Genomic DNA, 25,681 nt, shown 5'->3' on the forward strand with positions numbered 1-25,681 from the left:
TCGGTTCGCAGGAGATCATGGCCAAACGAGAAAATAGATATGATTTTCGACCGGTGACCGAGGCGGACCTGCCGATGATCGCGGCATGGCTGGCCGAGCCGCATGTCGCCGAGTGGTGGGACGATCCCGAGACGGAGATCGCCCAGATCCGTGAGCACATCGACAGCATTTCCGTCGAGCCGCTGATCATCGAGCTCGACGGCGAGCCGATCGGCTACATGCAGAGCTACGATCCGCATCTGGAGGACGGCCACCCCTACAGCGACCAGCCTTTCGGCACGCTCGGCATCGATCTGTCGATCGGCAGGCCCGAGCTTGTCGGACGCGGCCACGGCTCGGCAATTGTCCGGCAGTTCGTGGAACAGCTGTTCGAGGAAGGGGCACCGCGTGTCATCATCGACCCGGATCCATCCAACGGACGAGCGATCCGTGCCTATCAAAAGGCCGGGTTCAGAGCTATCGATCGCAGGCAATCGGAATTTGGCGACGCCGTGCTGATGGCAATTGACGCCGAAGCGGGCGACGCGGAAGAGGGCGACGCCCAAGAGGGCAATATCGAATAGGGTGACGCCGAATAAGGCGCCGAAGAGGGGCAGTAACAGCATGAGTACAAGCGGCGCCGACAAGACCGTCTCGGCCTATGAAGACAGCTGGCGGATGGGACTTCTGCTCGTCCTCGGCCTGATTATATTCCAGGCTGGAGCCCTTTACGGCATGGGCCGAACGCCGATCTGTGAATGCGGCTATGTCAAGCTGTGGCACGGCATCGTGCAGAGTTCGGAGAATTCCCAGCATATTTCCGACTGGTACACATTCTCGCACCTCATCCACGGCTTCCTGTTCTACGCGCTGGCGTGGGCTCTGTTCCCGCGCTCGCCGATCGGGCTCAGGCTGGCATTTGCGGTCGTCATCGAGGGCGGCTGGGAGCTTCTCGAGAACAGCCCGTTGATCATCGAGCGCTACCGCGCCGGCACGATCTCGCTCGACTATTACGGCGACAGCATCATCAATTCGGTGGCGGACACGCTGGCGATGGTGCTGGGATTTGTGATGGCGCGCAGGCTTCCTATATGGGTGATCGTGACCCTCGCTCTCATCTTCGAATTCGGTGTCGGCTACATCATCAGGGACAATCTGACACTCAACGTGATCATGCTGCTGCATCCGTTCGAGTCCATCCGGCAGTGGCAAAGTGGAATTTAGCGATATGACCACATTCTCGCCCCGCGAAATCGTTTCGGAACTCGATCGCTTCATCATCGGCCAGAAGGACGCCAAGCGCGCCGTGGCCATCGCCTTGCGCAACCGCTGGCGCCGCCAGCAGCTCGAAGGCCAGATGCGTGAAGAGGTGATGCCGAAGAACATCCTGATGATCGGCCCAACCGGCGTCGGCAAGACCGAGATATCGCGCCGCCTGGCGCGCCTTGCCGGTGCGCCGTTCGTCAAGGTCGAGGCGACCAAGTTCACCGAGGTCGGCTATGTCGGCCGCGACGTCGAGCAGATCATCCGCGACCTGGTCGAGATCGCCATCGGCCTGGTGCGCGAGAAGATGCGCGAGGACGTCAAGGCGCGCGCCCATATCAATGCCGAGGAACGCGTGCTCGAAGCGCTCGTCGGCAAGACGGCGAGCCCGGCGACGCGCGACAGTTTCCGCAAAAAGCTGCGCGACGGCGAGCTCGACGACAAGGAGATCGAGATCGAAGTGAGCGATACCGGCACTGGCGGCATGCCCGGCTTCGAGATACCCGGCATGCCGGGCGCCAATATCGGCGTGTTGAACATCAACGACATGCTGTCGAAAGCGATGGGCGGCCAGAAGACCAAGACCCGCAAGACGACAGTGAAGGAATCCTACGCGGTGCTGGTCGGCGACGAGTCCGACAAGCTGCTCGACCAGGACGAGGTGGTGCGCAGGGCGCTCGAATCGACCGAAAACGACGGCATCGTCTTCCTCGACGAGATCGACAAGATCGCCTCGCGCGAAGGCGGCATGGGCGCCGGTGTTTCCCGCGAAGGCGTGCAGCGCGACCTGCTGCCGCTTGTCGAAGGCACCACGGTCGCGACCAAATACGGACCGGTGAAGACGGATCACATCCTGTTCATCGCATCGGGCGCGTTCCACGTTGCCAAGCCATCCGACCTGCTGCCCGAACTGCAGGGCCGTCTGCCGATCCGCGTCGAGCTGCGTGCGCTGGAGAAGGACGATTTCGTGCGCATCCTGACCGAGACCGAGGCCAGCCTGATCAAGCAGTACATCGCGCTGATGAAGACCGAGGGCGTCGATCTCGTCTTCACCGACGACGCCATCGATTCACTGGCCGGCATCGCCGTCGATCTCAACGCCAGCGTCGAGAACATCGGCGCCAGGCGGCTGCAGACGGTGATGGAGCGGGTGCTGGACGAGATCTCCTATGACGCGCCGGACCGCCACGGCACGTCGGTGACAGTCGACGCCGCCTATGTGGAGAAGCATGTCGGCGATCTGTCGAGAAACACGGATCTGTCGCGATTCATCCTGTAGCAGGCGATCCATCCGCAAGAGTCGGACCGGCGGAGCCGGCACGTGTGGCCAAATGGAAGCATCTGGCCAGCTTTTGTCTTGCCGGGCGACGGGGCTCTCGACTCCCGTTGCAGCTTTACCTAGTTTGCCGGCAACACCAGCGCCGCGCAGCTTTTTGGATGCGCAAAGGACGCTGTACAGTTGGTTCTGCGCATGACCCCCGAAAATCGGTTCCGAGGGTCATGCGTTGTTGCAGGCGGCGGCGCATGAAAAAAACGATCCTCGTCACTCTCGGGCTGACGCTGGCGACAGCCATGTTCGCCGCCGAAGCGGCGACCATGGTGCCGCCGGGCAACAGTCATGTCGAGCAGCCCAACATACCGGGCGCCTCAAGCCGGCGCACCCAGGCCACCAACACCACCTTCCAGTCGAAATACCGCAAGGTCTATGCGCTGCTGCAGCACGACGCCGGTCTTCGCGGCAAGATCGAGCAGGCAGCAGCGACCTATGGCATCGATCCTATGCATATCGTCGGCGCCATCGTCGGCGAGCACACCTACAATGTCGACGCCTACGACCGGCTGCAGACCTACTACGTCAAGGCGATCTCCTATCTGTCGAGCAAGCTGTCCTTCGCCTACGAAGGCGAGGACATCACCGATTTCGTGCAACGGCCGCAATTCCAGGAATGCGTCGGCAAATCGGATAGTTACGAGCTCTGGGAATGCCGCGAGCAGGTGTGGAACCTTTCCTTTCGCGGCAAGACTGTCGGCGGTGAGAGCTTCCCCGACGACCGCTTCGGCGCGACTTTCTTCCAGCCCTATTATGCCGGCCAGACTTTTGGCCTGGGCCAGCTCAATCCGCTGACCGCCTTGCAGATGAGCGATCTCGTGCACCAGGTGTCCGGCCTGCCGAAGCTCGACGTCGGCGATCCGAACGCGGTCTACAAGACCATCATGGATCCGGACCTGACCTTGGACTATGTCGCGGCGACGATCCGGAAATCGATCGATGCCTATCAGAGCATTGCCGGCTTCGACATATCGGGCAATCCCGGCATCACATCGACGCTCTACAATGTCGGCAATCCTGAGCAGCGCGCCCATGCGCTGAAGGCCGAAAACGACAGGCGCCGCGCCGCGGGCGAACCGGAGAAGCTGCCTGAGGAAAATTACTATGGCTGGCTGGTCAACGACAAACTGCCGGAGCTCAACGCGCTGTTTTAGTGGGTGTTGAGATCTGGCCTTCGAGCTGAAATCGAAGTCGCCTCTTCGGCGTTTGCGCTGCCCCTCATCGCCCTGCCGGGCACGTCTCCCCGTATAGCGACGGGGAGAAGGACGCCTTCGCAAAGGATTTCGCCAATCGCCCAGGGTTGCAGAAAGAACGCCAGGGTCGCGGCCAGCTTCTTTCTCCCCGTTTACGGGGAGAAATGCCCGGCAGGGCAATGAGGGGCGGCGCCTGCTTTCGACAATCGGCACGCACCGGGCTCACGCCGCCAGCAGCGACTTCAGCTTGATCGTTTGCGAACCGAGCGCCTCAGGCGCCGGCTTTGCCCTTTTTGCGATCAGCATCTCGGCCAGCCTGATGTCGCGGGCGACAGAATTGCCCGGACCGATTCCGCTCGCCGCGACCAGCGTGCCGTCTTGCGCCAGGTGAAACAGGATGAAGGCGCCGTCGTCGAGGTCGCGGCGCACGACCTTGCTGCCCTCGTCCGACAGCCCAGATATCTGCAAGGTCAGGCCGTACTGATCCGACCAGAACCATGGCACAGCCGAGTGGGCCTCACCGGCGCCAAGCATGTTGCTGGCCGCAATCGCGCCCTGCTCCTGCGCGTTGCGCCAGGCCTCCAGCCGCACGCGCCGGCCGCCATAGACGGCAAGCGGAAACGAGCAGCAATCGCCGGCGGCAAAGATATCCGGATCGCTGGTGCGAAGCTCGGCATCGACGGCTATGCCGTTGTCGATCGTCAGGCCCGCTTCTGCGGCAAGTCCGGTCACCGGCACAGCGCCGATGCCGATCACCGCCAGGTCGGCGACGATGTCCTGCCCGCCGGCAAGCGCGATGCTCACCTCGGCGCCGTCATCGGCAATCGCGGCGATTGCGTCGCCGCACAGGATTTTGACGCCTTCGGCTTCATGCGCCTCGTGGACGATCTTGGCGATCTCGGCCGGCACGCCGCGCATCAGGATGCGCGGCTGCGCCTCGATGACGGTGACAACTGCGCCCAGTCTGCGTGCTGCGGCGGCGAGCTCAAGACCGATGAAGCCGCCGCCAACGATGGCGATGCGGTTTCCGGCGCGGAGATGGGCTCGAATTGCCAGCGCGTCGTTGAAGGTCCGGAGATAGGCACAACGCGGCCCGAGGCCCGGCATTGGCAGTCTGCGCGGCAGGGAACCGGTCGCCAGCAGCAATTTGTCGTATGGCAGCGCCGAGCCGTCCGACAGGCGCACGACATGAGCAGCGCGGTCGATCGCCACCGCCTGAACCGAATGGATATGCCTTATCGATCTCTCGGCCAGGATCTCATCGCTGGCGATCGCCTTGATCACCGGCGCATCGCCGGCCATCGCGTCCTTCGACAGCGGCGGCCGCTCATAGGGCAGATGCGGCTCGTCGCCTACCAGCGTCACCGGGCCATCATAGCCGAGATCGCGCAGCGCCAGGGCAGCCCGCCCGCCGCATTCGCCGGCGCCGATGATGAGCATTCCTTTCGCCATCACCGTCACCCGATCTGAATGAGGATTTTGCCGGCGTCGAGCTTGACCGGATAGGTCCTGAGATTGACGCAGACCGGCGCGCCCCTGGCTGCACCAGTCTTGTAGTTGAAGCGGCCATTGTGCTTCGGGCATTCGATGATGTCGTCCATCACCAGCCCGTCGGCCAGATGCACCTTCTCATGCGTGCAAAGGCCGTCCGTCGCGAAATATTCGTCGTCGGGACTGCGATAGATGGCGAAGGTGCGGCCGTCATGGTCGAACCGCATCACGTCCTCTTCGTCGATGTCATCGGCACCACAGGCCTCGACCCAGTCGCTCATTGGTCCTCCCGGCAGAATTTTTCTTGGTCAACATGCCCCGGCACAGGCGCGCAAATCATTCGGCTGCTGCCGCGACGGCGTCGTTATCGTTGTGGAATTCCTCGCGATAAGGCTTGGCGGTCGGCGGCAGTTCGCGCTTGAGGAAATAGTCTTCATTGCGCAGCTGGCGCAGGAAGGCAGGCACCATCTCGCGATAGCCGGCCAGGATCGATGGCGTCGGCGCCGGCAGGTCGTGCTTGATCAGCTCATGCAGCCTCGGCAGCGCGTGGTAGGGCACCATCGGGAACATGTGGTGCTCGACGTGGTAGTTCATGTTCCAGTAGATGAAGCGGCTGATCGGGTTCATGTGGACCGTGCGGCTGTTGAGGCGATGGTCGATGACATTTTCGGCGAGGCCGCCGTGCTGCAGCAGGCCGGTCATGACATGATGCCAGGCGCCGTAAAGCCTGGGCAGACCGACCAGCATCAAGGGCAGGAACGAGCCGCCATAAAGCGCCAGCGCGATTGTCGCGGCATAGATCGCGGTCCAGATGCGGGCAATGCGGATCGCCTTTGGCTGCTCCTGCTCGGGAATGAAGGTCTTTTCCGCCGGGCTGATGATACCGGCCGCGTTGCGCACCATGTCGGCCATGGCATGCCAGGCATCGACAATGCCGAAGAAATTGAGCACGACGCGCAACAGGTCCGGCGGGCGCATCACCGCGATCTCCGGATCGCGGCCAACGATGACCGTGTCAGTGTGATGCCGTGTATGGCTCCAGCGCCAGGTCACCGGGTTGCGCATGATCATGAAGCAGGCGATCTGATAGACCGCATCATTCATCCACTGCGTCCTGAAGGCGGTGCCGTGGCCGCATTCGTGCCAGCGTGAATCAGTGGAAGAGCCGTAGAGCACGCCATAGACGAAGAAAAACGGCACGCACCACAATGTGCCCCAGAACCAGGCGCCGCCGGCGCCGCTCACGACCAGGGCGGAGAGCCAGATGATGGTGTCGCGGATCGCCGGCCCATCGGAGCGCTGCATCAGCTCCTTCATCTGCTTGCGGGGCACGTCGGTATGATACCATTCGGCCGCCGCCAGGCCGGTCTCGACGGCGCGTTTCGCGTCGCGGCCGAGCAGGCTGTAGTCTCGCCGGGACGGCATTGCGGATAGTGTCGCTTCCATTGAGGCTGCCTCCGTCGGCATCCGTCGGAACGGGTGCCTCTGCCACAGGTGCTTATGCCCTAAAATAACGCCAAGCCGTGATAGGCTCAACATCATGAAGATAGTTTCTATCATTTCCCATCAGAATGATGTATAACCTATGCCAGGCAATCAGGCAGGAAGCGTATGGCAAAACGGCCGACCATCACCGATCTGGCGCGTATTTCGGGGGTCAGCGTCGCCACCGTCGATCGGGTGCTGAACAATCGCCTGCCGGTGCGCGAGGAAACCGCGCGCCGCGTCTATGAGGCCGCCACCAGCATCGGCTACCACGCCGCCGGGCTGATCAAGCAGCGGATGCGCCAGGAACTGCCGGAATACCGGCTCGGCTTTCTGCTGCTGAGGGGCAATGATGTTTTCTACAGCGATTTCGCCCGCGAGATCGAACTGGCAGTTTCGCAATCGCAGCGCTTCCGCGGCGTCGCAACCATCGATTTCGCCAGTTCGCTGGCCCCCGACGAGATCGCCGCGCAGATGCGCAAGCTGGCGGCGAAATCCAGGGCAGTCGCCCTTGTCGGTCCGGACCATCCGACGCTGACGGCAGCCGTCGAGACCCTGAAGGCGAGGGGGCAACCCGTCTTCTCCCTGCTATCCGACTTTGCAGCCGGCATCCGCGAGGGCTATGTCGGCCTCGACAACCGCAAGGTCGGTCGTACCGCGGCCTGGATGATCGCCAGAGCGGCGAGAAAGCCCGGCAAGGTCGCCCTTTTCGTCGGCAGCCATCGCTTCCATGGCCATGAGCTGCGCGAGATCGGCTTCAGATCGTTTTTCCGCGAGCATGCGCCGGAATTTACGGTGATGGAGACGCTGGTCAACCTGGAAGCCAACCAGGTGACCCATGATGCAATGATCGATCTTCTGGCGCGGTACCCGGATCTGGCCGGCTGCTATGTCGCTGGCGGCGGCATGGAAGGCGCGGTTTCCGCGCTACGGGCGGCCAGGCCGGCAAACATGCCAGTGGTCGTCTGCAACGAGATCAACGCCGAATCGCGCGCGGCGCTCGCCGACAACATCCTGACCATGGTGATTTCGACGCCGCTGGCAGCACTATGCCGCGAGCTTGTCGGACTGATGGTGCATGCCATCGAGGCAGGCGCCGCCAATGCGCCGGGCCAGACCTTCCTGCCCTTCGACATCTATCTGCCGGAAAACATCTAGGCTCGGGCAGAACATCTGGGCTCAGCCAAGACATCCTGTTTAGATCGGGGCGTCGGCAGTGATGTGAACCATCAGCCTGATGGATTCTTGCAGAAGGTTTGCCGGCCCTCAGCCGCGTTGTCCGAAAAAACCGGCAGCCGCTTTCGGAATCTCCTTGACGCACGCCAGTAGAATGGAATAAATATTTCACCAACTAGGTATTTTGGTTCTTTCGTTCCGGAACATCTGTTTCAACGGAGGGCTTGGCGTTCCAGCCAACGCGGAAATCGCCATCGGAAACGGAGAAGCAATCGGGAGAGATTCCCTGGGAGATCGGGGATTCCGGGTAGATCGGTGCAGCCGGACACCAATTCTGTGGAGGAGAGATAGAATGAAAAAGCTGCTGTTGGGCGCCGCATTCCTGGCGCTGATGAGCTCGTCCGCCCTCGCTGCCAAAATCGGCGTGTCGATGGCGCTGTTCGACGACAATTTTCTCACCGTGCTGCGCAACGGCATGATTGAGCAGGCCAAAGGCATGGAAGGCGTCGAACTGCAGGTCGAGGACGCGCAGAACGACGTCGCCAAGCAACTCGACCAGATCAAGAACTTCGTCGCCTCGGGCGTCGACGCGATTGTCGTCAATCCAGTCGACACCTCGGCCACCCAGGCAATGTCGGATGCCGCCGCTGCGGCCAACGTTCCGCTGGTCTATGTCAACCGCGAGCCGGTCAATGTCGACACGCTGCCGGACAACCAGGCTTTCGTTGCCTCGAACGAGGTTGAGTCAGGCACTCTCGAGACCCAGGAAGTCTGCCGGCTGTTCAAGGAAGCCGGCAAGACCGAGGCCAATGTCTATGTGATCATGGGCGAACTGTCGAACCAGGCCGCGGTGCAGCGCACCAAGGACATTGACGATGTGATCGCCACTCCCGAATGCAGCTTCATCAAGATCATCGACAAGCAGACGTCGAACTGGAAACGCGAGGAAGCACAGAACCTGATGACCAACTGGCTGTCGACCGGCGCGCCGTTCGATGGCGTGATCGCCAACAATGACGAGAGCGCCATCGGCGCCATCCAGGCCATGAAAGCTGCCAACATCGACATGAAGTCGGTTGTTGTCGGCGGCGTGGACGCCACCCAGGACGCGCTTGCCGCGATGCAGGCGGGCGATCTCGACGTCACCGTGTTCCAGGACGCGGCCGGCCAAGGCGCCGGGGCGCTGGACGCGGCGCTCAAGCTTTCCAAGGGCGAGGCGGTTGAGCAGAAGGTCTACATCCCCTTCCAGCTGGTCACGCCGGCAAACATCGACAAGTTCCTGCAGAAGAATTGAGCAGAGGAGCGTTCTCGATAGGAGCGGCGCGGCAGAGGATCGGACCGGTTTTTGGAAATCCGACGCTTTAAGAACAAAAAGCAGCGCCGCTCCCTCTTTTCCCTCATCGCCGAAACAAGCGGCGGGAGGGCGACTGCAGCTGATGGAGGAAGCAAAAGTTGACACAGACAACCCATGGCGTCGGTGGACTGAGCTATGATGCGAAAAAGCGGACATGGCCTGCCGAATTCAACGTTTTCCTGGCGCTCATCATCCTGGTCGGCGCCTTCGAGCTGATAGGCCGCGTCTTTCTTGGCGACAGCTTCCTGTTCAACACCCGCGCCAACGTCGATACGATCTTCAACGAGGCGCGCCTGCAGATCATCATCCTGCAGGTGTCGATCGTCGGCATCATCGCCATCGGCGTGACGCAGGTGATCATTTCCGGCGGCATCGACCTCTCCTCTGGTTCGATCGTCGGCGCCACGGCGATGATCGCCATGAGCTTCGCCCAGGTGGCGACGGTCAACGGCAACCCGAACCCCAAGGCGATGTTCATCGAGCAGGGCTGGACCGACCTGCCGGTGATCGTGCCGGTGCTTGTCGCGATCGGCTGCGGCCTGCTGGCTGGCCTGATCAACGGCACGCTGGTCGCCTATACCCGCATTCCGCCGTTCATCGCCACGCTCGGCATGATGGTCACCGCGCGCGGTGTCGCCAAATGGTGGTCCAAGGGGCAGCCGATCTCGTTTCCCACCGAGAGTTTCGCCGCCATCGGCAAGGGGCTGATGCCGGTCATCATCTTCATATCGCTGGCGATTTTGTTCCAGCTGATCCTGTCATACACCAGATACGGCAAGCACTGTTATGCCATCGGCTCCAACGAGGACGCCGCGCGCATGTCCGGCATAAATGTCAAGAACCACAAGATCCTCGTCTTCGTCATTGCCGGTATCCTCGCCGCGCTAGCCGCCGTGGTGCTGAGCTCCAAGAACCTCACTGCTCAGGCTGGCATGGGCGTGATGTACGAACTGGACGCGATCGCCATGGCGGTCATCGGCGGCGTCTCGCTGTCGGGCGGCCGCGGTTCGATCATCGGCACGGTGATCGGTGCGCTGATCTTCGGCGTCATCATCTCCGGCTTCACCTTCCTGCGCCTCGACGCCTACTACCAGGAGATGGTCAAGGGCGTGATCATCATCGGCGCAGTCGTTCTCGACCAGTGGCGCCAGCGCCTGCGGGCAATGAGGGCTTGACCATGTCAGACATCGTCCTGAAGACCGAAAACCTGACCAAATACTATGGCGGCGTGCATGCGCTCGAAAGCGCGAATTTCGAACTGCGCAAGGGCGAGCATGTCGCCATCATGGGTGACAATGGCGCCGGAAAATCGACCTTCGTGCGCCAGATCACCGCCGTCGAGCAGCGCACCAGCGGCAAGATCTGGTTCGACGGCAAGGAAGTCAACTTCGCCGGCCCGATCGCGGCGCGCGAGGCGGGCATCGAGACCGTGTTCCAGAACCTGGCGCTTGCCGACGATCTCGACGTGCCGTCGAACCTGTTTCTCGGCCGCGAAAAGGTGCTGTTCAATCTCGGGCCTTTCTCGATCCTCGATCGCAAGTTCATGCGCAAGGCGACCGAGGCAGCGCTGATCCGCACGGCGGTGAAGATTCCCAATCTTTCCAACACCATCCGCCACATGTCGGGCGGCCAGCGCCAGTGCGTGGCAATCGCCAGAACCGCGACTTTCGCATCCAAGCTCATCATCATGGATGAGCCGACGGCTGCACTTGGTGTGCAGGAGACGACGCAGGTCGAAAACATCATCCGCACGCTGAAAGCCAATGGCGAGCCGCTGATCCTGATCAGCCACAACATGCGCCAGGTGTTCGACCTCGTCGACCGCATCGTCGTGTTCAGGCGCGGCCGCATCGTCGCCAACCTGCGCAAGCAGGACACCGACGGCAACGACATCGTCTCATACATCACCGGCGCCAAGACCGGAGAGGCGGAACTTGCGGCTTAGGGCGGATGCCGGCGCGGCGGGTCATCGGCCCGTCGCCAATCAGCCGAAATAAGAAAATCTACTGCGCCTTGCCCTGAACGGTGCAGTAAAGACGCACTTCCATTTCGAACCATCCCAAAGGAAATTTCCATGTCTCTCCGCTTCGCTCTTCTCGGCGCCGGCCGCATCGGCAAGGTCCACGCCCGCGCCGTGGGTTCCAATCCGCAGGCCAGGCTGGTCGCAGTTGCCGATGCATTCGAGAAGGCGGCGACCGATCTGGCGTCGGCCTATGGCGCGGAAGTGCGCAGCATCGACGCCACCGAAAAAGCCGGGGATATCGATGCGGTCATTATCTGCACGCCGACCGACACCCATGCCGATCTGATCGAGCGGTTCGCCAAGGCCGGCAAGGCGATCTTCTGCGAGAAGCCGATCGACCTTGACGCCGGCCGAGTGGAAGAATGCCTGGCCGTGGTCGACAAGGCCGGCGCCACTTTGATGGTCGGGTTCAACCGCCGCTTCGATCCGCATTTCGCCGCCGTGCGCAAGGCGATCGACGACGGCGCCATCGGCACGGTCGAGATGGTGACCATCACGTCGCGCGATCCCGGCCCGCCGCCGCTCGACTATATCGGCCGCTCGGGCGGCATCTTCCGCGACATGACCATCCATGATTTCGATATGGCGCGCTTCCTGCTCGGCGAGGAGCCGGTGGCGGTCAGCGCCCATGCCTCGGTGCTGGTCGACAAGAAGATCGGCGAGGCCGGCGACTTCGACAGCGTCAGCATCATCCTCGAAACCGCCTCCGGCAAGCAGTGCATCATCTCCAATTCGCGACGCGCCACTTATGGCTACGACCAGCGCATCGAGGTGCATGGCTCGAAAGGCATGGTGGCGGCCGAGAACCAGCGGCCGGTGTCGATCGAGCTGGCCAATGAAAAGGGCTATACGCGCCCGCCGCTGCACGACTTCTTCATGACCCGCTACCTCGACGCCTATGCCAACGAGATCGCCGCCTTCATCGCGGCGGCGACGTCAGGCAACAAGGCGGCGCCAAGCGGTGCGGACGGGCTGGTCGCGCTGCGGCTGGCGGACGCAGCGCTGAAATCGGCGAGGGAAGGCAAGACCGTCCGCCTCGACAAGACAGTCTGACCATCAACCACAGGAGCAAGGCGATGAACGGTTCCGCCGGTCGCAATTCACAAACACGCGCCATCGTCACCGGCGGCGCGCAAGGCATCGGCTTCGCCGTCGCCGAGGTGCTGGCCGACGAGGGCTGCCGCGCCCTGGCGTTGGTCGGCCGTTCCAGGGAGAAGGGCGACAAGGCGGTCGCCGCACTTGCGAAAGACGGCGTCGACGCCATCTTCATCGGCGCCGACGTCTCAGTGGTGGCCGACTGCAAGCGGGTCGTGGAAACGGCGATCGCTCATTTCGGCACCGTCAATGCGCTGGTCAACGCCGCCGCCACCTCGGCCCGCGGCTCACTGGTCGAGACCTCCGAGGATCTTTTTGACCAGATCTTCCAGACCAATGTGCGCGGCCCCTTCTTCCTGATGCAGGGTGTGGTGGCGCATCTGCTCGACCGCAAGGCGCCCGGCTCGATCGTCAATGTGCTGTCGATGTCGGCGCATTGCGGCCAGTCGTTCCTGGCGCCCTACTCGTCGAGCAAGGGCGCACTGGCGACGCTGACCAAGAATGTCGCCAATGCCTATCGCAGCAATCGCATCCGCTGCAACGCCGTGCTGCCCGGCTGGATGGATACCGAGGGCGAGGCGATCGTGCAGAAGAAATGGCACGACGCGCCGGACGACTGGCTGGAAAAGGCCGAGGCAGCGCAGCCGATGGGCCAGTTGGTGAAGCCGGCGCAGCTTGCCCGGCTGATCAGCTATATGATCAGCCCGCAGTCCGGCGTCATGACCGGCTCGCTGGTCGACTACGACCAAACCATTGCAGGGTCTTCGCCGGAGTAGCGTCATCTGAACGTGACAAGCGCCCCGGCTTCGGCTATAGGGCTGGAATGATCCACCTGACCGCCTCGTTCTGGTACTTTAGCTACGGTAGCTCGCTGGCGGCGGGAGGATTGCGCTCGATCTGAAGATTGCAGCAACAATATCCGAACAGCCGCCAGACCTGGCGGCTTTTTTGTTTCAGCCGGCAGGTCTCCCAACCAGGAGCAGAAAGCCGTGTTGACCACCACAGATGATCTTCGGGTCAAGGAAATCCGAGAGCTGAGTACGCCGGACGACGTGATGCGGGAGATACCGCGCACGCTGACGGCGACGCGCACCGTTGCCGCGTCACGCAACGCCATCCACGCCGTGCTGACCGGAGCCGACGATCGGCTGGTCGTCGTCGTCGGCCCCTGTTCGATCCACGACCCGATCGCTGCCGTCGACTATGCCAGCCGGCTGGTGGCGCTGCGCGAGAGCCTGTCGGACCGGCTGGAGATCGTGATGCGCGTGTATTTCGAGAAGCCGCGCACGACGGTTGGCTGGAAGGGCCTGATCAACGATCCCGACCTGGACGGCAGCTTCAACATCGACAAGGGCCTGCGGATGGCCCGCAACGTGCTCTCTGCGGTCAACAATCTTGGCCTTCCGGCGGCGACGGAATTCCTCGACATGGCCACCCCGCAATACATTGCCGACCTCGTCGCCTGGGGCGCGATTGGCGCGCGCACGACAGAGAGCCAGATCCATCGCGAACTCGCATCCGGCCTGTCCTGCCCGGTCGGCTTCAAGAACGGCACCGACGGCAATTTGCGGATCGCCGCCGAGGCGGTGAAGTCCGCCGCCCAGCCGCATCATTTCATGGCGGTGACGAAGGGCGGACGCAGCGCCATCGCTGCGACCACCGGCAACGAGGACTGCCACGTCATCCTGCGCGGCGGCATTGCGCCGAACTATGACGCAACGAGCATAGCTGCAGCCTGCGCGGCACTCGGCCGGATCGGCGTAGCACCACGGCTGATGATCGACGTCAGCCACGCCAACAGCAACAAGAAGCCGGAGAACCAGCCGACGGTGGCGGCCGACGTCGCGGGCCAGGTCGCGGCAGGCGACGAACGCATCATCGGCGTCATGATCGAGAGCAACCTCGTCGCCGGACGGCAGGAGGTCATGCCCGGCAAGCCGCTCGTCTATGGCCAGAGCATCACCGATGGCTGCATCGACTGGACAACCACCGAGACGGTGCTGCACGGCCTTGCCGACGCCATCGAGCGGCGCCGGTCAGCGCGACGCGCCCTGATCGCCAGCCGTCCAGGCGCCGCCTGAAGCGGTTGGCACGGAATTTTGCGGGCGGTTGCTACCGTGCTGCTTGGCTTTGAAAGGCCGGCGCCGCCCCTCATGGGCAATGAGGGGCTGCGTCAATATCGACAATTGGCCCTCTCCAACACAAGCTCTCCCTTGCTCTGGCATGGGTGGCGTCGAGGCTCGGATTGCGGGTCGCTAGCGCACCGCGATCCAGCGCTGTTCCTCGAACGAGCACGCCATGGCATGCACCGTGCGCTCGATCTCAAGGCCTTCGTCAAAATCGATGATCCGCGCCGGCTTGCCGGCCAGCCGCGTCAAAAGCTCGCGGCATTCGATGATCTTGAGGTCGTTGAAGCCGAGGCCGTGGCCGGGCGCCGGCAGGAAGGCGTCGTAGGGCTTGTGGTGCGGCGCCACCAGGATGGTGCGATAGCCTTGCTCGGTCGGGCGGTCGGCTGTCAGGTAAAGCTGGAACTCGTTCATCTGCTCCTGGTCGTACAGGATCGAGCCCCTCGAGCCGAAGATCTGAATGGCGATCCGGCCCTTGCGGCCCCAGGCCGAACGGTTGACCAGCAGTGTGCCGGCAATGCCGTTTTCGAGATGCATCAGCACGCTGGCGATGTCGTAGGTCTCGACCGCGCGACGCCCGCCTGATGCGACGCGGCGATCGGCATAGGGTTTTGCCATGTCGCACATGACGCGGGCGACGCGGCCGAACAGCACCGAGACCAGCGAAAGCGGATGCACGGCGAAATCGTCGAGCGCGCCGTAACCGGACGCCGCCTCGTGCTTCCAGAAGAACAGCGCCTCCGGGTCGGCCATGAAATCCTCGTCCATCTCGATGCGCAGATGATTGATTTCACCGATGATCTTTTCGTCGAGCAGCGCACCGATATGGCGGATGACCGGATTCTGGATGTAGTTGTAGCCGAGCGCGGCCACCTTGCCGGACTTTTTGGCCGCGGCCGCCATGGCTTGCGCCTCGGAAAAACTCGGCGCCATCGGTTTTTCGCACCACAGATGCTTGCCGGCTTCGAGGATGGCGATGGCCATCTCCGGGTGGAACTGGTTCGGCGTGGTCAGCGAGACGATATCGACGTCCGGGTCATCGACGACGGCGCGCCAGTCGCCGGAGCCCTTGGCGAAGCCGAACTCGGCCGCCCGGCGCTTGGCAAGGTCGTCATCGACCTCGCCGAGATGGACCAGCCTTGGCTTGGCCACGTCGGGAAAGACGGTGCCGACCGCGTTCCAGGCGATGGAATGGCACTTGCCCATGAACCCCGTGCCGATAAGACCGACTCCGACCATTTCCTTGTCTCCGCTGCCAGAAAGGTTGTGTGGATGAATTAGTCCATTTTTCCAGAAATGGAACGCATGGCTCATTTTTTATGGTCCTTCTTGCACAGGCTCGCTATGATGGGGCATCACACGGCATCGACTGATGGACCTGGGCGGAGCGACTATGGACGAACGGGTGCCCCGCGATTTCGAGACGCTGCGTACGACGATCCTGGAACGGCGCCAGAGCCTGCCCAAGCGCATCGCGCAGATCGCCGCCTATGCGCTCGACAATCCCGACGATATTGCCTTCGGCACCGCCGCCAGCATCGCCGCCTCCGCCGGCGTCCAGCCTTCGACCTTGATCCGCTTCGCCCAGCAGCTCGGCTTCGACGGCTTCACCAGCCTGCAACTGGTGTTTCGTGAGCGCCTGCGCGAGCGCAATTCGTCTTATGATGAAAGGCTGGCGGCATTGCGCGCCAAGGCCGAGGAAGGCGCCGGTCACCGGGCGATTTTCGACGGCTTCGTCGCCGCGGCGAGCACCTCGCTCAACGATATTTCAGGCAGGTTGAACGAAGACCATTTCGAAGCTGCCATCGCCTTGCTGGCGAAGGCGGAGACGATTTATGTGCTGGCCAAGCGCCGCTCCTATCCGGTCGCCTCCTACATCGCCTATGCGCTGGGCAAGCTCAAGATCCGCAACCAGCTGATCGAATCAGCCGCCGGCCTCAACGCCGAGATGATCAGCTTTGCCTCGCCCAGGGATGCCGTCATCGCCATCAGTTTCTCGCCTTATGCCCCGGCGACCATTGAGGAGGCGCGCGTCATCTCGGAGCAAGGCGTTCCGATCGTAGCGATCACCGACAGTTCCTTTTCCCCGCTCGCCCAGTTCGCCAGAGTCTGGTTCGAGGTCGCCGAGGCCGATTTCGCCGGCTTCCGCTCGCTGTCGGCGACGATGGCGCTGGCCATGGCGCTGACCGTTGCGGTCGGCGAAAAGCGGCGCGACACCGGCGGGAAGCGCAAGGCCTGACAGGCTACTTTTCGGCAAAGGAACGCGCGTTCCATATTGACTATCGATTGGAATTATTATTTCATATTGCCGGCGCCACGCTGCCGCTCGCGCGTGTTACCCAAACGATGTGTTACCAAGACAACAAGGCTGATGGGAGGTTCGAATGAGCGAAGCCGTGGACGCGAAACATGCGCCGCTCGACGTCATCACCATCGGCCGCGCCTCGGTCGATCTTTATGGCCAGCAGATCGGCTCGCGCCTGGAGGACATCAGCTCCTTTGCCAAGTCGGTCGGTGGCTGTCCGGCCAACATTTCGGTCGGCACGGCGAGGCTCGGCCTGCGCTCGGCGCTGCTCACCCGCGTCGGCGACGAGCAGATGGGCCGCTTCATCCGCGAGCAGTTGACGCGCGAAGGGGTTTCGGTTGACGGCCTCAGGACCGATCCGGACCGGCTGACCGCGCTGGTGCTGCTGTCGGTCGAGGACGAGGGCGTGTCGCCGATGATCTTCTATCGCACCGACTGCGCCGACATGGCGCTTTCGGAAGACGACATCGATGAGACGTTCATCGCTTCGGCACGCGCGATCGTCGTCACCGGCACGCATTTTTCGCGGCCCAACAGCGACGCCGCGCAGCGCAAGGCGATCCGTGCCATCAAGGCCACGGGCGGCAAAATGGTGTTCGACATCGACTACCGCCCTAATCTGTGGGGCCTTGCCGGCCATGCCGAAGGCTTCGAGCGCTATGTGAAATCCGACCGGGTCTCCGCCCAGCTGAAGACAGTGCTGCCCGACTGCGACCTGATCGTCGGCACCGAAGAAGAGATCATGATCGCCTCCGGTGCCGATGATTGCCTGAGCGCGTTGAAGACGATCCGCTCGCTATCCAAGGCCACGATCGTCTTGAAGCGCGGCGCCATGGGCTGCATCGTCTATGACGGGCCGATCAGCGACGACCTCGAGGACGGGATCGTTGGCAAGGGTTTTCCGATCGAGGTCTACAATGTGCTCGGCGCCGGCGATGCCTTCATGTCGGGTTTTTTGCGCGGCTGGCTCGGCGGCGAGAGCCTGGAGACGGCGGCAACCTGGGCCAATGCCTGCGGCGCTTTCGCCGTGTCGCGGCTGCTCTGCGCGCCGGAATACCCGACCTTCGAGGAATTGCAGTTCTTCCTGAAGAACGGCAGCAGGCACCTGGCGCTGCGCAAGGACGAGGCGATCAACCATATCCATTGGGCGACGACGCGCCGGCGAGACATTCCCTCGCTGATGGCGCTGGCCTGCGATCACCGTATCCAGCTTGACGATGTCGCCGCGAAGGCAGGCGCCGACCCGTCGCGCATCCATGATTTCAAGGTGCTGACGGTCAAGGCGGCGGCAAAGGTTGCCGCCGGCCGCGCCGGCTACGGCATGCTGCTCGACGAAAAATACGGCCGCGAGGCGATGTTCGAATTCGCCCGCCATCCTTTCGCCTGGCTTGGCCGGCCAGTCGAATTGCCTGGATCGCGGCCGCTTCGTTTCGAATTCTCGCAGGATATCGGCTCGCAACTGATCGAGTGGCCGGTCGACCATTGCATCAAGTGCCTGTGCTTCTATCACCCCGACGACCCGGAGGCGCTGAAGACCGAGCAGCAGCAGAAGCTCAAAAGCCTGTTCGAAGCCGCGCGGAAAGTGGGGAGAGAACTTCTCATCGAGATCATCGCCGGCAAGCACGGCGAGCTCGACGACACGACGATTCCGCGGGCGCTGGAGGAACTCTATGCGCTTGATATCAAGCCCGACTGGTGGAAGCTTGAACCGCAGGCCTCAGCCGGGGCCTGGGCGAAGATCGAAGCGGTGATCCTGAAGAACGATCCGTGGTGTCGCGGGGTTGTGCTGCTCGGCCTCGAAGCGCCACAGGAAGAACTGGAAGCGGCCTTTGCCGCCACCGCCAAGGCGCCCATCGTCAAGGGCTTCGCCGTCGGTCGCACCATCTTCATCAACGCGGCCGAACAATGGCTTGCCGGCAAGATGTCGGACGAGGAGGCGGTGGCCGACATGGCGTCGCGCTTCGAGAGGCTGACCGAGGCATGGCTTGCCGCGCGCGGCCGCAAAGCAGCATAAGAAGGCGCGGCATAAGGACTGCGGAGGAAAACAACATGACCAAGACAATCCGCCTGACGATGGCGCAGGCGCTGACCCGCTTTCTCGGCTGCCAGATGACCGAGATCGACGGCAGGAAAATGCCGATCTTCGGCGGCGTCTGGGCGATTTTCGGCCACGGCAATGTCGCCGGCATCGGCGAGGCGCTTTATCAGGTGCGCGACGAATTGCCGACCTTTCGCGCCCACAACGAACAGGCCATGGCGCATGCGGCGATCGCCTACGCCAAGGCCAATTTCCGTCGCCGGTTCATGGCGGCAACCAGTTCGATCGGCCCCGGCGCGCTCAACATGGTGACGGCGGCGGCACTTGCGCATGTAAACAGGTTGCCCGTCCTGTTTCTCCCCGGCGACGTCTTCGCCAATCGTATCCCCGATCCCGTGCTGCAGCAGGCAGAGGATTTCTCCGACGGTACCGCGACGGTCAACGACTGCTTCCGGCCGGTGTCGCGCTATTTCGACCGCATCACCCGGCCCGAGCAGATCATCCCGGCGCTCAACCGTACCATGCAGGTGCTGACCGATCCGGCCGAATGCGGACCGGTGACCTTGGCGCTCTGCCAGGACGTGCAGGCCGAGGCCTTTGATTACCCCGAGAGCTTCTTTGCCGAACGGGTCTGGCATCAGCGCCGGCCGCGTCCGGACCGTGGGGAATTGGCGGCCGCGGTGGCGGCGCTGAAGGCGGCAACAAAGCCCTTGGTGATTGCCGGCGGCGGCGTGCTTTATTCGCAGGCTTCCGGCGAACTGGCGCAGCTGGCGCAAGGCGCCGGCATCCCGGTCTGCGAGACGCAGGGCGGCAAATCCTCGCTGCCGGACGATCATCTCCTCAACATGGCGGCGGTCGGCGTCACCGGCACTTTGGCGGCCAACCGGCTGGCTGAAGAAGCCGATGTCGTGCTTGCCGTCGGCACCAGGCTGCAGGATTTCACCACCGGCTCGTGGGCGCTGTTCAAGAATTCCGGCAAGACCATCATCGGGCTGAACGTCCAGCCTTTCGACGCGGGCAAGCACCAGGCGTTGCCGCTGGTAGCCGATGCGGCCGAAGGGCTGGCCGAACTCGGCGCGGCGCTGAACGGCTGGCAGGCGCCGGCAGCCTGGACCGATAATGCGGCCACGGGCAAGAAAGAATGGCAGGCCGAAGCCGGCAAGGTGACGGCCTCGACCAATGCCGCCTACCCGTCGGACGCGCAGGTGATCGGCGCCGTGCAACGCGCCATGGGCTCCGACGTGATATTGCTTCATGCCGCCGGCGGCCTGCCCGGCGAATTGCACAAGCTCTGGCAGGCGGGCGCGCCCGGCTCCTACCACGCCGAATACGGCTTCTCGACCATGGGCTACGAGATCGCAGGCGGGCTCGGCGTCAAGATGGCCAAGCCCGACGAGGAGGTCGTCGTCATGATCGGCGACGGCTCCTATCTGATGCTCAATTCCGAGATCGCAACGTCGGTCATGCTCGGCCTCAAGCTGACCATCGTGCTGCTCGACAACAGCGGCTATGGCTGCATCAACCGGCTGCAGATGGCAACCGGCGGCGCCAATTTCAACAATCTGCTGAAGGACGCCCGCCACGAGATTTTGCCCGACATCGACTTCGCCGCGCATGCGGCAAGCCTCGGCGCCATCGCCGAGAAGGTTTCGTCGATCGCCGGGCTGGAAACGGCGCTGGCAAAGGCGAAAGGGAATAGCAAGACGACGGTACTGGTCATCGACACCGATCCACTGGTGTCGACCGATGTCGGCGGCCATTGGTGGGACGTCGCCGTACCGGAAGTTTCTTCGCGGCCGCAGGTCAACGCCGCACGCAAAGCCTATGAAGAAAAGCGGCGGATGCAGAGTGTTGGTGATTGATTTCGGCGCTGCCAAGCCCCTACCTCCCTCTTGTGGAGAGGTCGGACCGAAGGTCCGGGTGGGGTCCGGCGCCGCACCCCCACCCCCCTGCTTCGCAGCCACCCTCCCCACAAGGGGGAGGGTGGACCCGAACTAACATTGGAGTGACGACTTGAAAGCCAAACTGGGCATGTCCCCCATTGCATGGTGGAACGACGATCTTGCGGAACTCAGCGATGACGTGTCGCTGGAGGAATGCTTGGCGCAGTCGCGCTCGGCGGGCTTCACCGGCATGGAAATGGGCCGCCGTTTTCCCAGTGATCCGAAAATCATGCTGCCGATCCTGAAGGAGGCCGACGTGACGCTCTGCGGCGGCTGGTTCTCCGGTACGCTGGTCGACGAAGACATCGCCAGCAATAAGGATCGCATCCAGCCGATGATCGATCTGTTCAAGGCGGTGAACGCGCCCTGCATCGTCTATGGCGAGGTCGGGCGCTCCATCCAGGGTGACCGCTCAAAGCCGCTCGCCACCAAGCCGAGGCTTTCGGACGACGAGATGAAAGCCTATGCGAGGCGTCTCACGCAGTTCGGCGAATGGTGCGCCGAGCAGGGCATGCCGCTCTCCTACCACCATCATATGGCGGCGGTCGTCGAGACCGAGCCGGAGCTCGATGCGTTCATGCGCTATTCGGGAGAAGGCATTCCACTGCTGCTCGACGCCGGCCATCTGGCCTTTGCCGGCGGCGATGTTCTGCGCGCCATCGACAACCATCACCAACGCATCAATCATGTCCATGTCAAGGACGTGCGCATGGAGGTGATCGAAAAACTCGATCGCCAGAAGCAATCCTTCCTCGATGCCGTGGCGCTCGGCGCCTTCACGGTGCCGGGGGATGGCTCGCTGGATTTTGGTGCCATTGTGGAAAGGCTGGCGAGCTACGGCTATGAAGGCTGGTTCGTGGTCGAAGCCGAGCAGGACCCCAAGAAGAATCCGCCGCTCAGGATGGCGCAAGTCGGCTACAAGGAATTGATGCGGGTGATGACGGCCGCCGGCTACACGGTTGAAACGCAGGGCTTCCCCAATGCTTGAGCGAGTCTATTCCCGTCGACGGGGTCATCCGATGCGGGGGCTGATCCGATGAAGGATTCAGAGCATCCGTTCTTCCGGCCGCTGTGGCGGCGTGTTGCCATCGTCGCGGTCTGCCTGGGCTGGGCCGTGGTCGAGTTTGCCACCGGCGCGCCGTTCTGGGGCACGATCGCGCTCGGCTTCGCCGGCTATGCCGTCTGGCAGTTCTTCTATCTCTACAAGCCGGCCGACAGCGGCAAGGGTTCGGCCGACGCCGAACCAAAGGAGTGAAGTGCGATGTCGAAACTGCTCGTCAAAGCCGATAAGGGCCATGGCCGCGTCGCACATGTGACGCCGCAAAACGCCGGCTGGACCTATGTCGGTTTCGATCTGCATCGATTGCGGCCCGGCGAGACCGTCTCCGGACAAACCGCGAGCCGTGAAGTCTGCCTGGTGTTCGTCACCGGCAAGGGCAAGGCCAAGGCCGGCGGCAAGGATCTCGGCCTGCTCGGCGAACGCATGTCGCCCTTCGAAGGCAAGCCGTGGTCGGTCTATGTGCCGCAGGGCTCTGACTGGTCGGTGACCGCCGACACCCGTCTCGAACTCGCGGTCTGCTCGGCGCCGGGGCTTGGCGGCGGCCTGCCGGTCCGCGTCATTGCGCCAAAAGATCTCGGCCAGGAGGTTCGCGGCAAGGGCACCAACACGCGCTATGTCACCAACATCCTGCCGGAAGGCGAGCCGGCCGATTCATTGCTGGTGGTCGAGGTCATCACGCCCGGCGGCCACACGTCGAGCTATCCGCCGCACAAGCATGACCAGGATAATCTGCCGGCCGAATCCTATCTCGAGGAGACCTATTACCACCGCCTCAATCCGCCGCAGGGCTTTGCCTTCCAGCGCGTCTACACCGATGCCGACCGGAACGGCGCTCGTTCGCTCGACGAGGCGATGGCGATCGAGGACGGCGACGTTGTGCTGGTGCCCAAGGGCTATCACCCTTGCGCCGCCTGCCATGGCTACGATCTCTACTACCTCAACGTCATGGCCGGGCCGAAGCGGACGTGGAAATTCCACAACGCGCCCGAGCACGAATGGCTGATGAAGGCCTGAGGCGCTGCCCGTCCGGGTCGGCAAACTGGCCCAAGGCGAAAAAAATCGTCGGCTAATGACCCGCCTGAACAAGTTTGTTATCAGGAGCGATCATCAGCTTCGTCATTTCGTCATGCAAATCGCCTATGGCAGCGGGAGTTGACGAGGACTTTCGATGCGCTACGCTATCTATTTCACCCCCCGGCAGGACGAACCGCTGGCGCGGATCGCTGCCAATTGGCTCGGCCGTGACCCGTTCGGCGCCGCCACGAGGCCGGTCGAGGCCGTGCGCGAACTGTCGGCGGCGGAAGTCGCCTTCCATACCGCTTCAGCGCGCCGCTACGGTTTTCATGCGACGCTGAAGGCGCCCTTCCGGCTGGCTTCGAACGAAACGGAAGCCGCGCTTCGCGCGGCACTGGACGACTTCGCCGAAACGACGCCGGTGGTGACGATCCCACGGCTGGTCGTCAGCCAGATCGACGGCTTCTTCGCGCTGGTGCCGGAAGGTCCGTTGCCGGCGCTCAACCGCTTCGCCGACGACGTCGTGCGCGACTTCGACCGTTTTCGCGCGCCGCTGAGCGAGGCTGAGATCGAACGGCGCAGCCCTGACTCGCTGAAGCCGGCTGAATTCCGCAATCTCTGCCAGTGGGGTTACCCCTATGTCTTCGAGACCTTCCGTTTTCATATGACGCTGTCCGGCCGGGCCTCGTCACAGGAAAGCCCTCGTCTTCGCGCAGCAATCGACAGCCTGTTTGCGGGAGTCCTGCAACGGCCGGTGCCGGTGGACGCACTGACCCTGTTTGTCGAAACCGAACCTGGCGCCCCGTTCATGGTGCTCTCCCATCACGCGCTCGGGCGCCGCCCGGCGAGAAAAACCGCCTGAAATACAATTTATTCAACCGCTTTTGTGCGACGCCAACTCATCCCAATCGGTGATTCAATTGGCTGAAAAAATGCTCCAAGGACTGCCTGAAATGACCGTCGAGACCGTTCTCAACAATGCCCGCATCGTGCTTGCCGACGAGATCGTCGAAGGCTCGATCGTGCTGCGCGACGGCTTGATCGCCGGGATCGATGCCGGCGCCGGCCGAAGCGGCGAGGACATGGGCGGCGATTTCATCATTCCCGGGCTGGTCGAGCTTCACACCGACCACCTCGAAGGCCATTACGCGCCGCGGCCGAAGGTGCGCTGGAACCCGATCGCCGCCGTTCTCGCCCACGACGCGCAGGTGGCGACCGCCGGCATCACCACCGTACTCGATGCCTTGCGCGTCGGCATGGACGACGATGCCGACATGAATTCGGCCGACATGCGCAAGCTGGCCGATGCGATCGAGGACAGCGTCCAGCAGGACCGGCTGCGGGCCGACCATTTCATCCATCTGCGCTGCGAGGTTTCGGCGCCGGATTGCCTCGCAGCCTTCGCGCATTTTGACGGCGATGACAGGATCAAGCTGGCGTCGCTGATGGACCATGCGCCGGGACAGCGCCAGTTCGTCGATTTGGAAACCTATGCCTATTACTACCAGCGCAAGCTGAAGCTGACGGACCGCGAATTCCAGCAATTCTGCGAGAAGCGGATGGCGGAGTCGGCGACGAATTCGGGGCCGAACCGCGCCTTCATCGCTGCCGCCTGCCATCAGCGCGGCATCGTGCTGGCCAGCCATGACGACGCCACGACCGGCCATGTCGACGAGGCGATCGAACAAGGCGTCCGCGTCGCCGAATTCCCGACCACCAAGGAGGCCGCAAAAGCTTCGAAGGCGGCCGGGCTCGGGGTGCTGATGGGCGCCCCGAACGTCATGCGCGGCGCCTCGCATTCGGGCAATGTTTCGGCCCGGACACTCGCCGGCGAAGGCCTGCTCGACATATTGTCGTCCGACTACATCCCCTTCAGCCTGATCCAGTCGGCGTTTTTCCTCGGCGACGTTGTCGACGGCATCTCCCTGCCGCAGGCGGTGGCGATGGTTTCGAGGAACCCGGCCGAGGCAGTCGGCCTTGCCGACCGTGGTGTCATCGAGCAAGGCCGGCGCGCCGATCTGGTTCGCGTCCGTCTTGACGATCATGTCCCGGTTGTCCGCACGGTCTGGCGGCAGGGACGTCGGGTCGCGTGATGGTGTCGGCGTCGATCGATCGTGAATTGTCGGCCGCGGCGTTTCCGATCCTCGACGGGGTGTTCGTCGCCGTCGTCGGGCCGAGCGGCGCCGGCAAGGACACGGTGATCGGCTATGCCCGGTCGCTGTTTGCCGACGAGACCCGGCTGGAGTTCGTGCGCCGGGTCATCACCCGGCCGAGCGACACGGCAAGCGAGGATCACGACACGCTGGCCGATGCGGCCTTCGTCGAGGCTGAGGCGGACGGCGCCTTCGCCATCTCCTGGGAGGCGCATGGCTTGCGCTACGGCATCCCGGCTGAAGTCGACCGGTCGGTGGCCAATGGCCGCGTCGCCATCGCCAATGTCTCCCGCGCCATCATCCCGGCGCTGCGTGATCGCTATGCCAATCTGGCTGTCGTCGAGATCACCGCATCGCCGCAGATCCTGGCCGAACGACTGGCGATGCGCGGCCGCGAGTCGCGCGGCGAAGTGCTGGCGCGGCTGGCGCGCAGCGCCAATGTGGCGTTGTCCGGGCCAGGCGTCACCTCGATCGACAATAGCGGCCCACGCGAGGCGGCCGGCGAGCTTTTTGTCGAAGTGCTGCGCAAGGCAATGGCGTTCTCCGACCGCACCTTACCTTCTCCCCTTGTAGGAGAAGGTGGATCGGCCCGCAGCGCCGAGACGGAAGAGGGGTGTTGGACGGAGTGAGACGTCGGCGCTCCCTGGAACACC

24 protein-coding genes are annotated in these 25,681 nt (G+C 63.1%); 20 read left to right on the forward strand and 4 right to left on the reverse strand.

Going from position 1 to position 25,681, the window contains the following annotated elements; all coding sequences use genetic code 11:
• The first annotated feature begins 17 nt into the window (after positions 1 to 17).
• From AC0L28_RS07640 to AC0L28_RS07655, 4 genes are all read left to right on the forward strand, one after another.
• Positions 18 to 563: a GNAT family N-acetyltransferase gene (locus AC0L28_RS07640; RefSeq protein ID WP_473476693.1), complete on the forward strand. Its 546-nt coding sequence runs from the start codon at positions 18 to 20 to the stop codon at positions 561 to 563.
• Between the two features lie 40 nt (positions 564 to 603).
• Positions 604 to 1,203 (forward strand): DUF2585 domain-containing protein, encoded by a 600-nt coding sequence (locus tag AC0L28_RS07645; RefSeq protein WP_023796925.1) that lies wholly within the window; start codon positions 604 to 606, stop codon positions 1,201 to 1,203.
• Positions 1,204 to 1,207: 4 nt separating this feature from the next.
• Complete coding sequence (gene hslU / locus AC0L28_RS07650; protein WP_023796926.1) at positions 1,208 to 2,521, forward strand: ATP-dependent protease ATPase subunit HslU; 1,314 nt, start codon at positions 1,208 to 1,210, stop codon at positions 2,519 to 2,521.
• Between the two features lie 245 nt (positions 2,522 to 2,766).
• Positions 2,767 to 3,726, forward strand: a complete 960-nt coding sequence (locus tag AC0L28_RS07655; RefSeq protein ID WP_023796927.1) for a DUF1402 family protein — start codon at positions 2,767 to 2,769, stop codon at positions 3,724 to 3,726.
• A gap of 261 nt (positions 3,727 to 3,987) precedes the next feature.
• On the opposite strand, the gene AC0L28_RS07660 is transcribed toward AC0L28_RS07655, so the two are convergent.
• From AC0L28_RS07660 to AC0L28_RS07670, 3 genes are read right to left on the reverse strand one after another with little or no spacing between them, the layout of a single operon-like run.
• A complete protein-coding gene (locus AC0L28_RS07660) occupies positions 3,988 to 5,217 on the reverse strand; it encodes an NAD(P)/FAD-dependent oxidoreductase (RefSeq protein WP_473476554.1) in 1,230 nt (409 codons plus the stop codon).
• Positions 5,218 to 5,222: 5 nt separating this feature from the next.
• Positions 5,223 to 5,537 carry a MocE family 2Fe-2S type ferredoxin gene (locus tag AC0L28_RS07665; RefSeq protein ID WP_023796929.1) on the reverse strand — a complete coding sequence of 105 codons (315 nt, stop codon included), beginning with the start codon at positions 5,535 to 5,537 and terminating at the stop codon, positions 5,223 to 5,225.
• A 55-nt stretch (positions 5,538 to 5,592) separates the two neighbouring features.
• Positions 5,593 to 6,702: a fatty acid desaturase family protein gene (locus AC0L28_RS07670; RefSeq protein WP_128172837.1), complete on the reverse strand. Its 1,110-nt coding sequence runs from the start codon at positions 6,700 to 6,702 to the stop codon at positions 5,593 to 5,595.
• Positions 6,703 to 6,867: 165 nt separating this feature from the next.
• Between AC0L28_RS07670 and AC0L28_RS07675 the strand changes: the two genes are divergently transcribed.
• The 7 genes from AC0L28_RS07675 to AC0L28_RS07705 all read left to right on the forward strand — a co-directional run bounded on the left by AC0L28_RS07675 (position 6,868) and on the right by AC0L28_RS07705 (position 14,470).
• Complete coding sequence (locus AC0L28_RS07675; protein ID WP_023796930.1) at positions 6,868 to 7,899, forward strand: LacI family DNA-binding transcriptional regulator; 1,032 nt, start codon at positions 6,868 to 6,870, stop codon at positions 7,897 to 7,899.
• A gap of 370 nt (positions 7,900 to 8,269) precedes the next feature.
• Entirely contained in the window at positions 8,270 to 9,211 is a 942-nt protein-coding gene (locus AC0L28_RS07680) for a sugar ABC transporter substrate-binding protein (RefSeq protein WP_077374705.1), read from the forward strand.
• Between the two features lie 158 nt (positions 9,212 to 9,369).
• Positions 9,370 to 10,446 (forward strand): ABC transporter permease, encoded by a 1,077-nt coding sequence (locus AC0L28_RS07685; protein WP_128168852.1) that lies wholly within the window; start codon positions 9,370 to 9,372, stop codon positions 10,444 to 10,446.
• A gap of 2 nt (positions 10,447 to 10,448) precedes the next feature.
• A complete protein-coding gene (locus tag AC0L28_RS07690; RefSeq protein WP_128168851.1) occupies positions 10,449 to 11,216 on the forward strand; it encodes an ATP-binding cassette domain-containing protein in 768 nt (255 codons plus the stop codon).
• Between the two features lie 129 nt (positions 11,217 to 11,345).
• Positions 11,346 to 12,347 carry an inositol 2-dehydrogenase gene (gene iolG, locus AC0L28_RS07695; protein ID WP_473476559.1) on the forward strand — a complete coding sequence of 334 codons (1,002 nt, stop codon included), beginning with the start codon at positions 11,346 to 11,348 and terminating at the stop codon, positions 12,345 to 12,347.
• Between the two features lie 23 nt (positions 12,348 to 12,370).
• Entirely contained in the window at positions 12,371 to 13,165 is a 795-nt protein-coding gene (locus AC0L28_RS07700) for an SDR family oxidoreductase (protein ID WP_128172833.1), read from the forward strand.
• Positions 13,166 to 13,378: 213 nt separating this feature from the next.
• Positions 13,379 to 14,470 (forward strand): 3-deoxy-7-phosphoheptulonate synthase, encoded by a 1,092-nt coding sequence (locus tag AC0L28_RS07705; protein ID WP_473476561.1) that lies wholly within the window; start codon positions 13,379 to 13,381, stop codon positions 14,468 to 14,470.
• 174 nt (positions 14,471 to 14,644) lie between these two features.
• Here AC0L28_RS07705 and AC0L28_RS07710 read toward each other — a convergent pair whose 3' ends face one another.
• Complete coding sequence (locus AC0L28_RS07710; protein WP_473476563.1) at positions 14,645 to 15,754, reverse strand: Gfo/Idh/MocA family protein; 1,110 nt, start codon at positions 15,752 to 15,754, stop codon at positions 14,645 to 14,647.
• A 154-nt stretch (positions 15,755 to 15,908) separates the two neighbouring features.
• Here AC0L28_RS07710 and AC0L28_RS07715 point away from each other — a divergent pair, with 154 nt between their 5' ends.
• From AC0L28_RS07715 to phnN, 9 genes are all read left to right on the forward strand, one after another.
• Entirely contained in the window at positions 15,909 to 16,754 is an 846-nt protein-coding gene (locus tag AC0L28_RS07715) for a MurR/RpiR family transcriptional regulator (RefSeq protein ID WP_287171464.1), read from the forward strand.
• Between the two features lie 145 nt (positions 16,755 to 16,899).
• Positions 16,900 to 18,834, forward strand: coding sequence for a bifunctional 5-dehydro-2-deoxygluconokinase/5-dehydro-2-deoxyphosphogluconate aldolase (locus tag AC0L28_RS07720; protein WP_473476565.1), 1,935 nt, complete (start codon positions 16,900 to 16,902; stop codon positions 18,832 to 18,834).
• A 35-nt stretch (positions 18,835 to 18,869) separates the two neighbouring features.
• A complete protein-coding gene (gene iolD / locus AC0L28_RS07725; RefSeq protein ID WP_473476567.1) occupies positions 18,870 to 20,720 on the forward strand; it encodes a 3D-(3,5/4)-trihydroxycyclohexane-1,2-dione acylhydrolase (decyclizing) in 1,851 nt (616 codons plus the stop codon).
• Positions 20,721 to 20,871: 151 nt separating this feature from the next.
• A complete protein-coding gene (iolE, locus tag AC0L28_RS07730; RefSeq protein ID WP_473476568.1) occupies positions 20,872 to 21,789 on the forward strand; it encodes a myo-inosose-2 dehydratase in 918 nt (305 codons plus the stop codon).
• A 48-nt stretch (positions 21,790 to 21,837) separates the two neighbouring features.
• A complete protein-coding gene (locus tag AC0L28_RS07735; RefSeq protein WP_027152068.1) occupies positions 21,838 to 22,056 on the forward strand; it encodes a DUF3329 domain-containing protein in 219 nt (72 codons plus the stop codon).
• A gap of 6 nt (positions 22,057 to 22,062) precedes the next feature.
• A complete protein-coding gene (iolB, locus tag AC0L28_RS07740; RefSeq protein WP_128168842.1) occupies positions 22,063 to 22,875 on the forward strand; it encodes a 5-deoxy-glucuronate isomerase in 813 nt (270 codons plus the stop codon).
• A gap of 154 nt (positions 22,876 to 23,029) precedes the next feature.
• Positions 23,030 to 23,737 carry a DUF1045 domain-containing protein gene (locus tag AC0L28_RS07745; RefSeq protein WP_128168841.1) on the forward strand — a complete coding sequence of 236 codons (708 nt, stop codon included), beginning with the start codon at positions 23,030 to 23,032 and terminating at the stop codon, positions 23,735 to 23,737.
• A gap of 91 nt (positions 23,738 to 23,828) precedes the next feature.
• Positions 23,829 to 24,968 carry an alpha-D-ribose 1-methylphosphonate 5-triphosphate diphosphatase gene (locus tag AC0L28_RS07750; protein ID WP_473476570.1) on the forward strand — a complete coding sequence of 380 codons (1,140 nt, stop codon included), beginning with the start codon at positions 23,829 to 23,831 and terminating at the stop codon, positions 24,966 to 24,968.
• The gene (gene phnN, locus AC0L28_RS07755) at positions 24,965 to 25,657 is read left to right on the forward strand and encodes a phosphonate metabolism protein/1,5-bisphosphokinase (PRPP-forming) PhnN (protein ID WP_473476572.1); all 693 of its coding nucleotides are present in this window, start codon (positions 24,965 to 24,967) and stop codon (positions 25,655 to 25,657) included. Before AC0L28_RS07750 ends, phnN begins: the two co-directional genes overlap by 4 nt.
• Positions 25,658 to 25,681 lie beyond the last annotated feature (24 nt).

The organism is Mesorhizobium sp. WSM4847, from assembly GCF_055811335.1.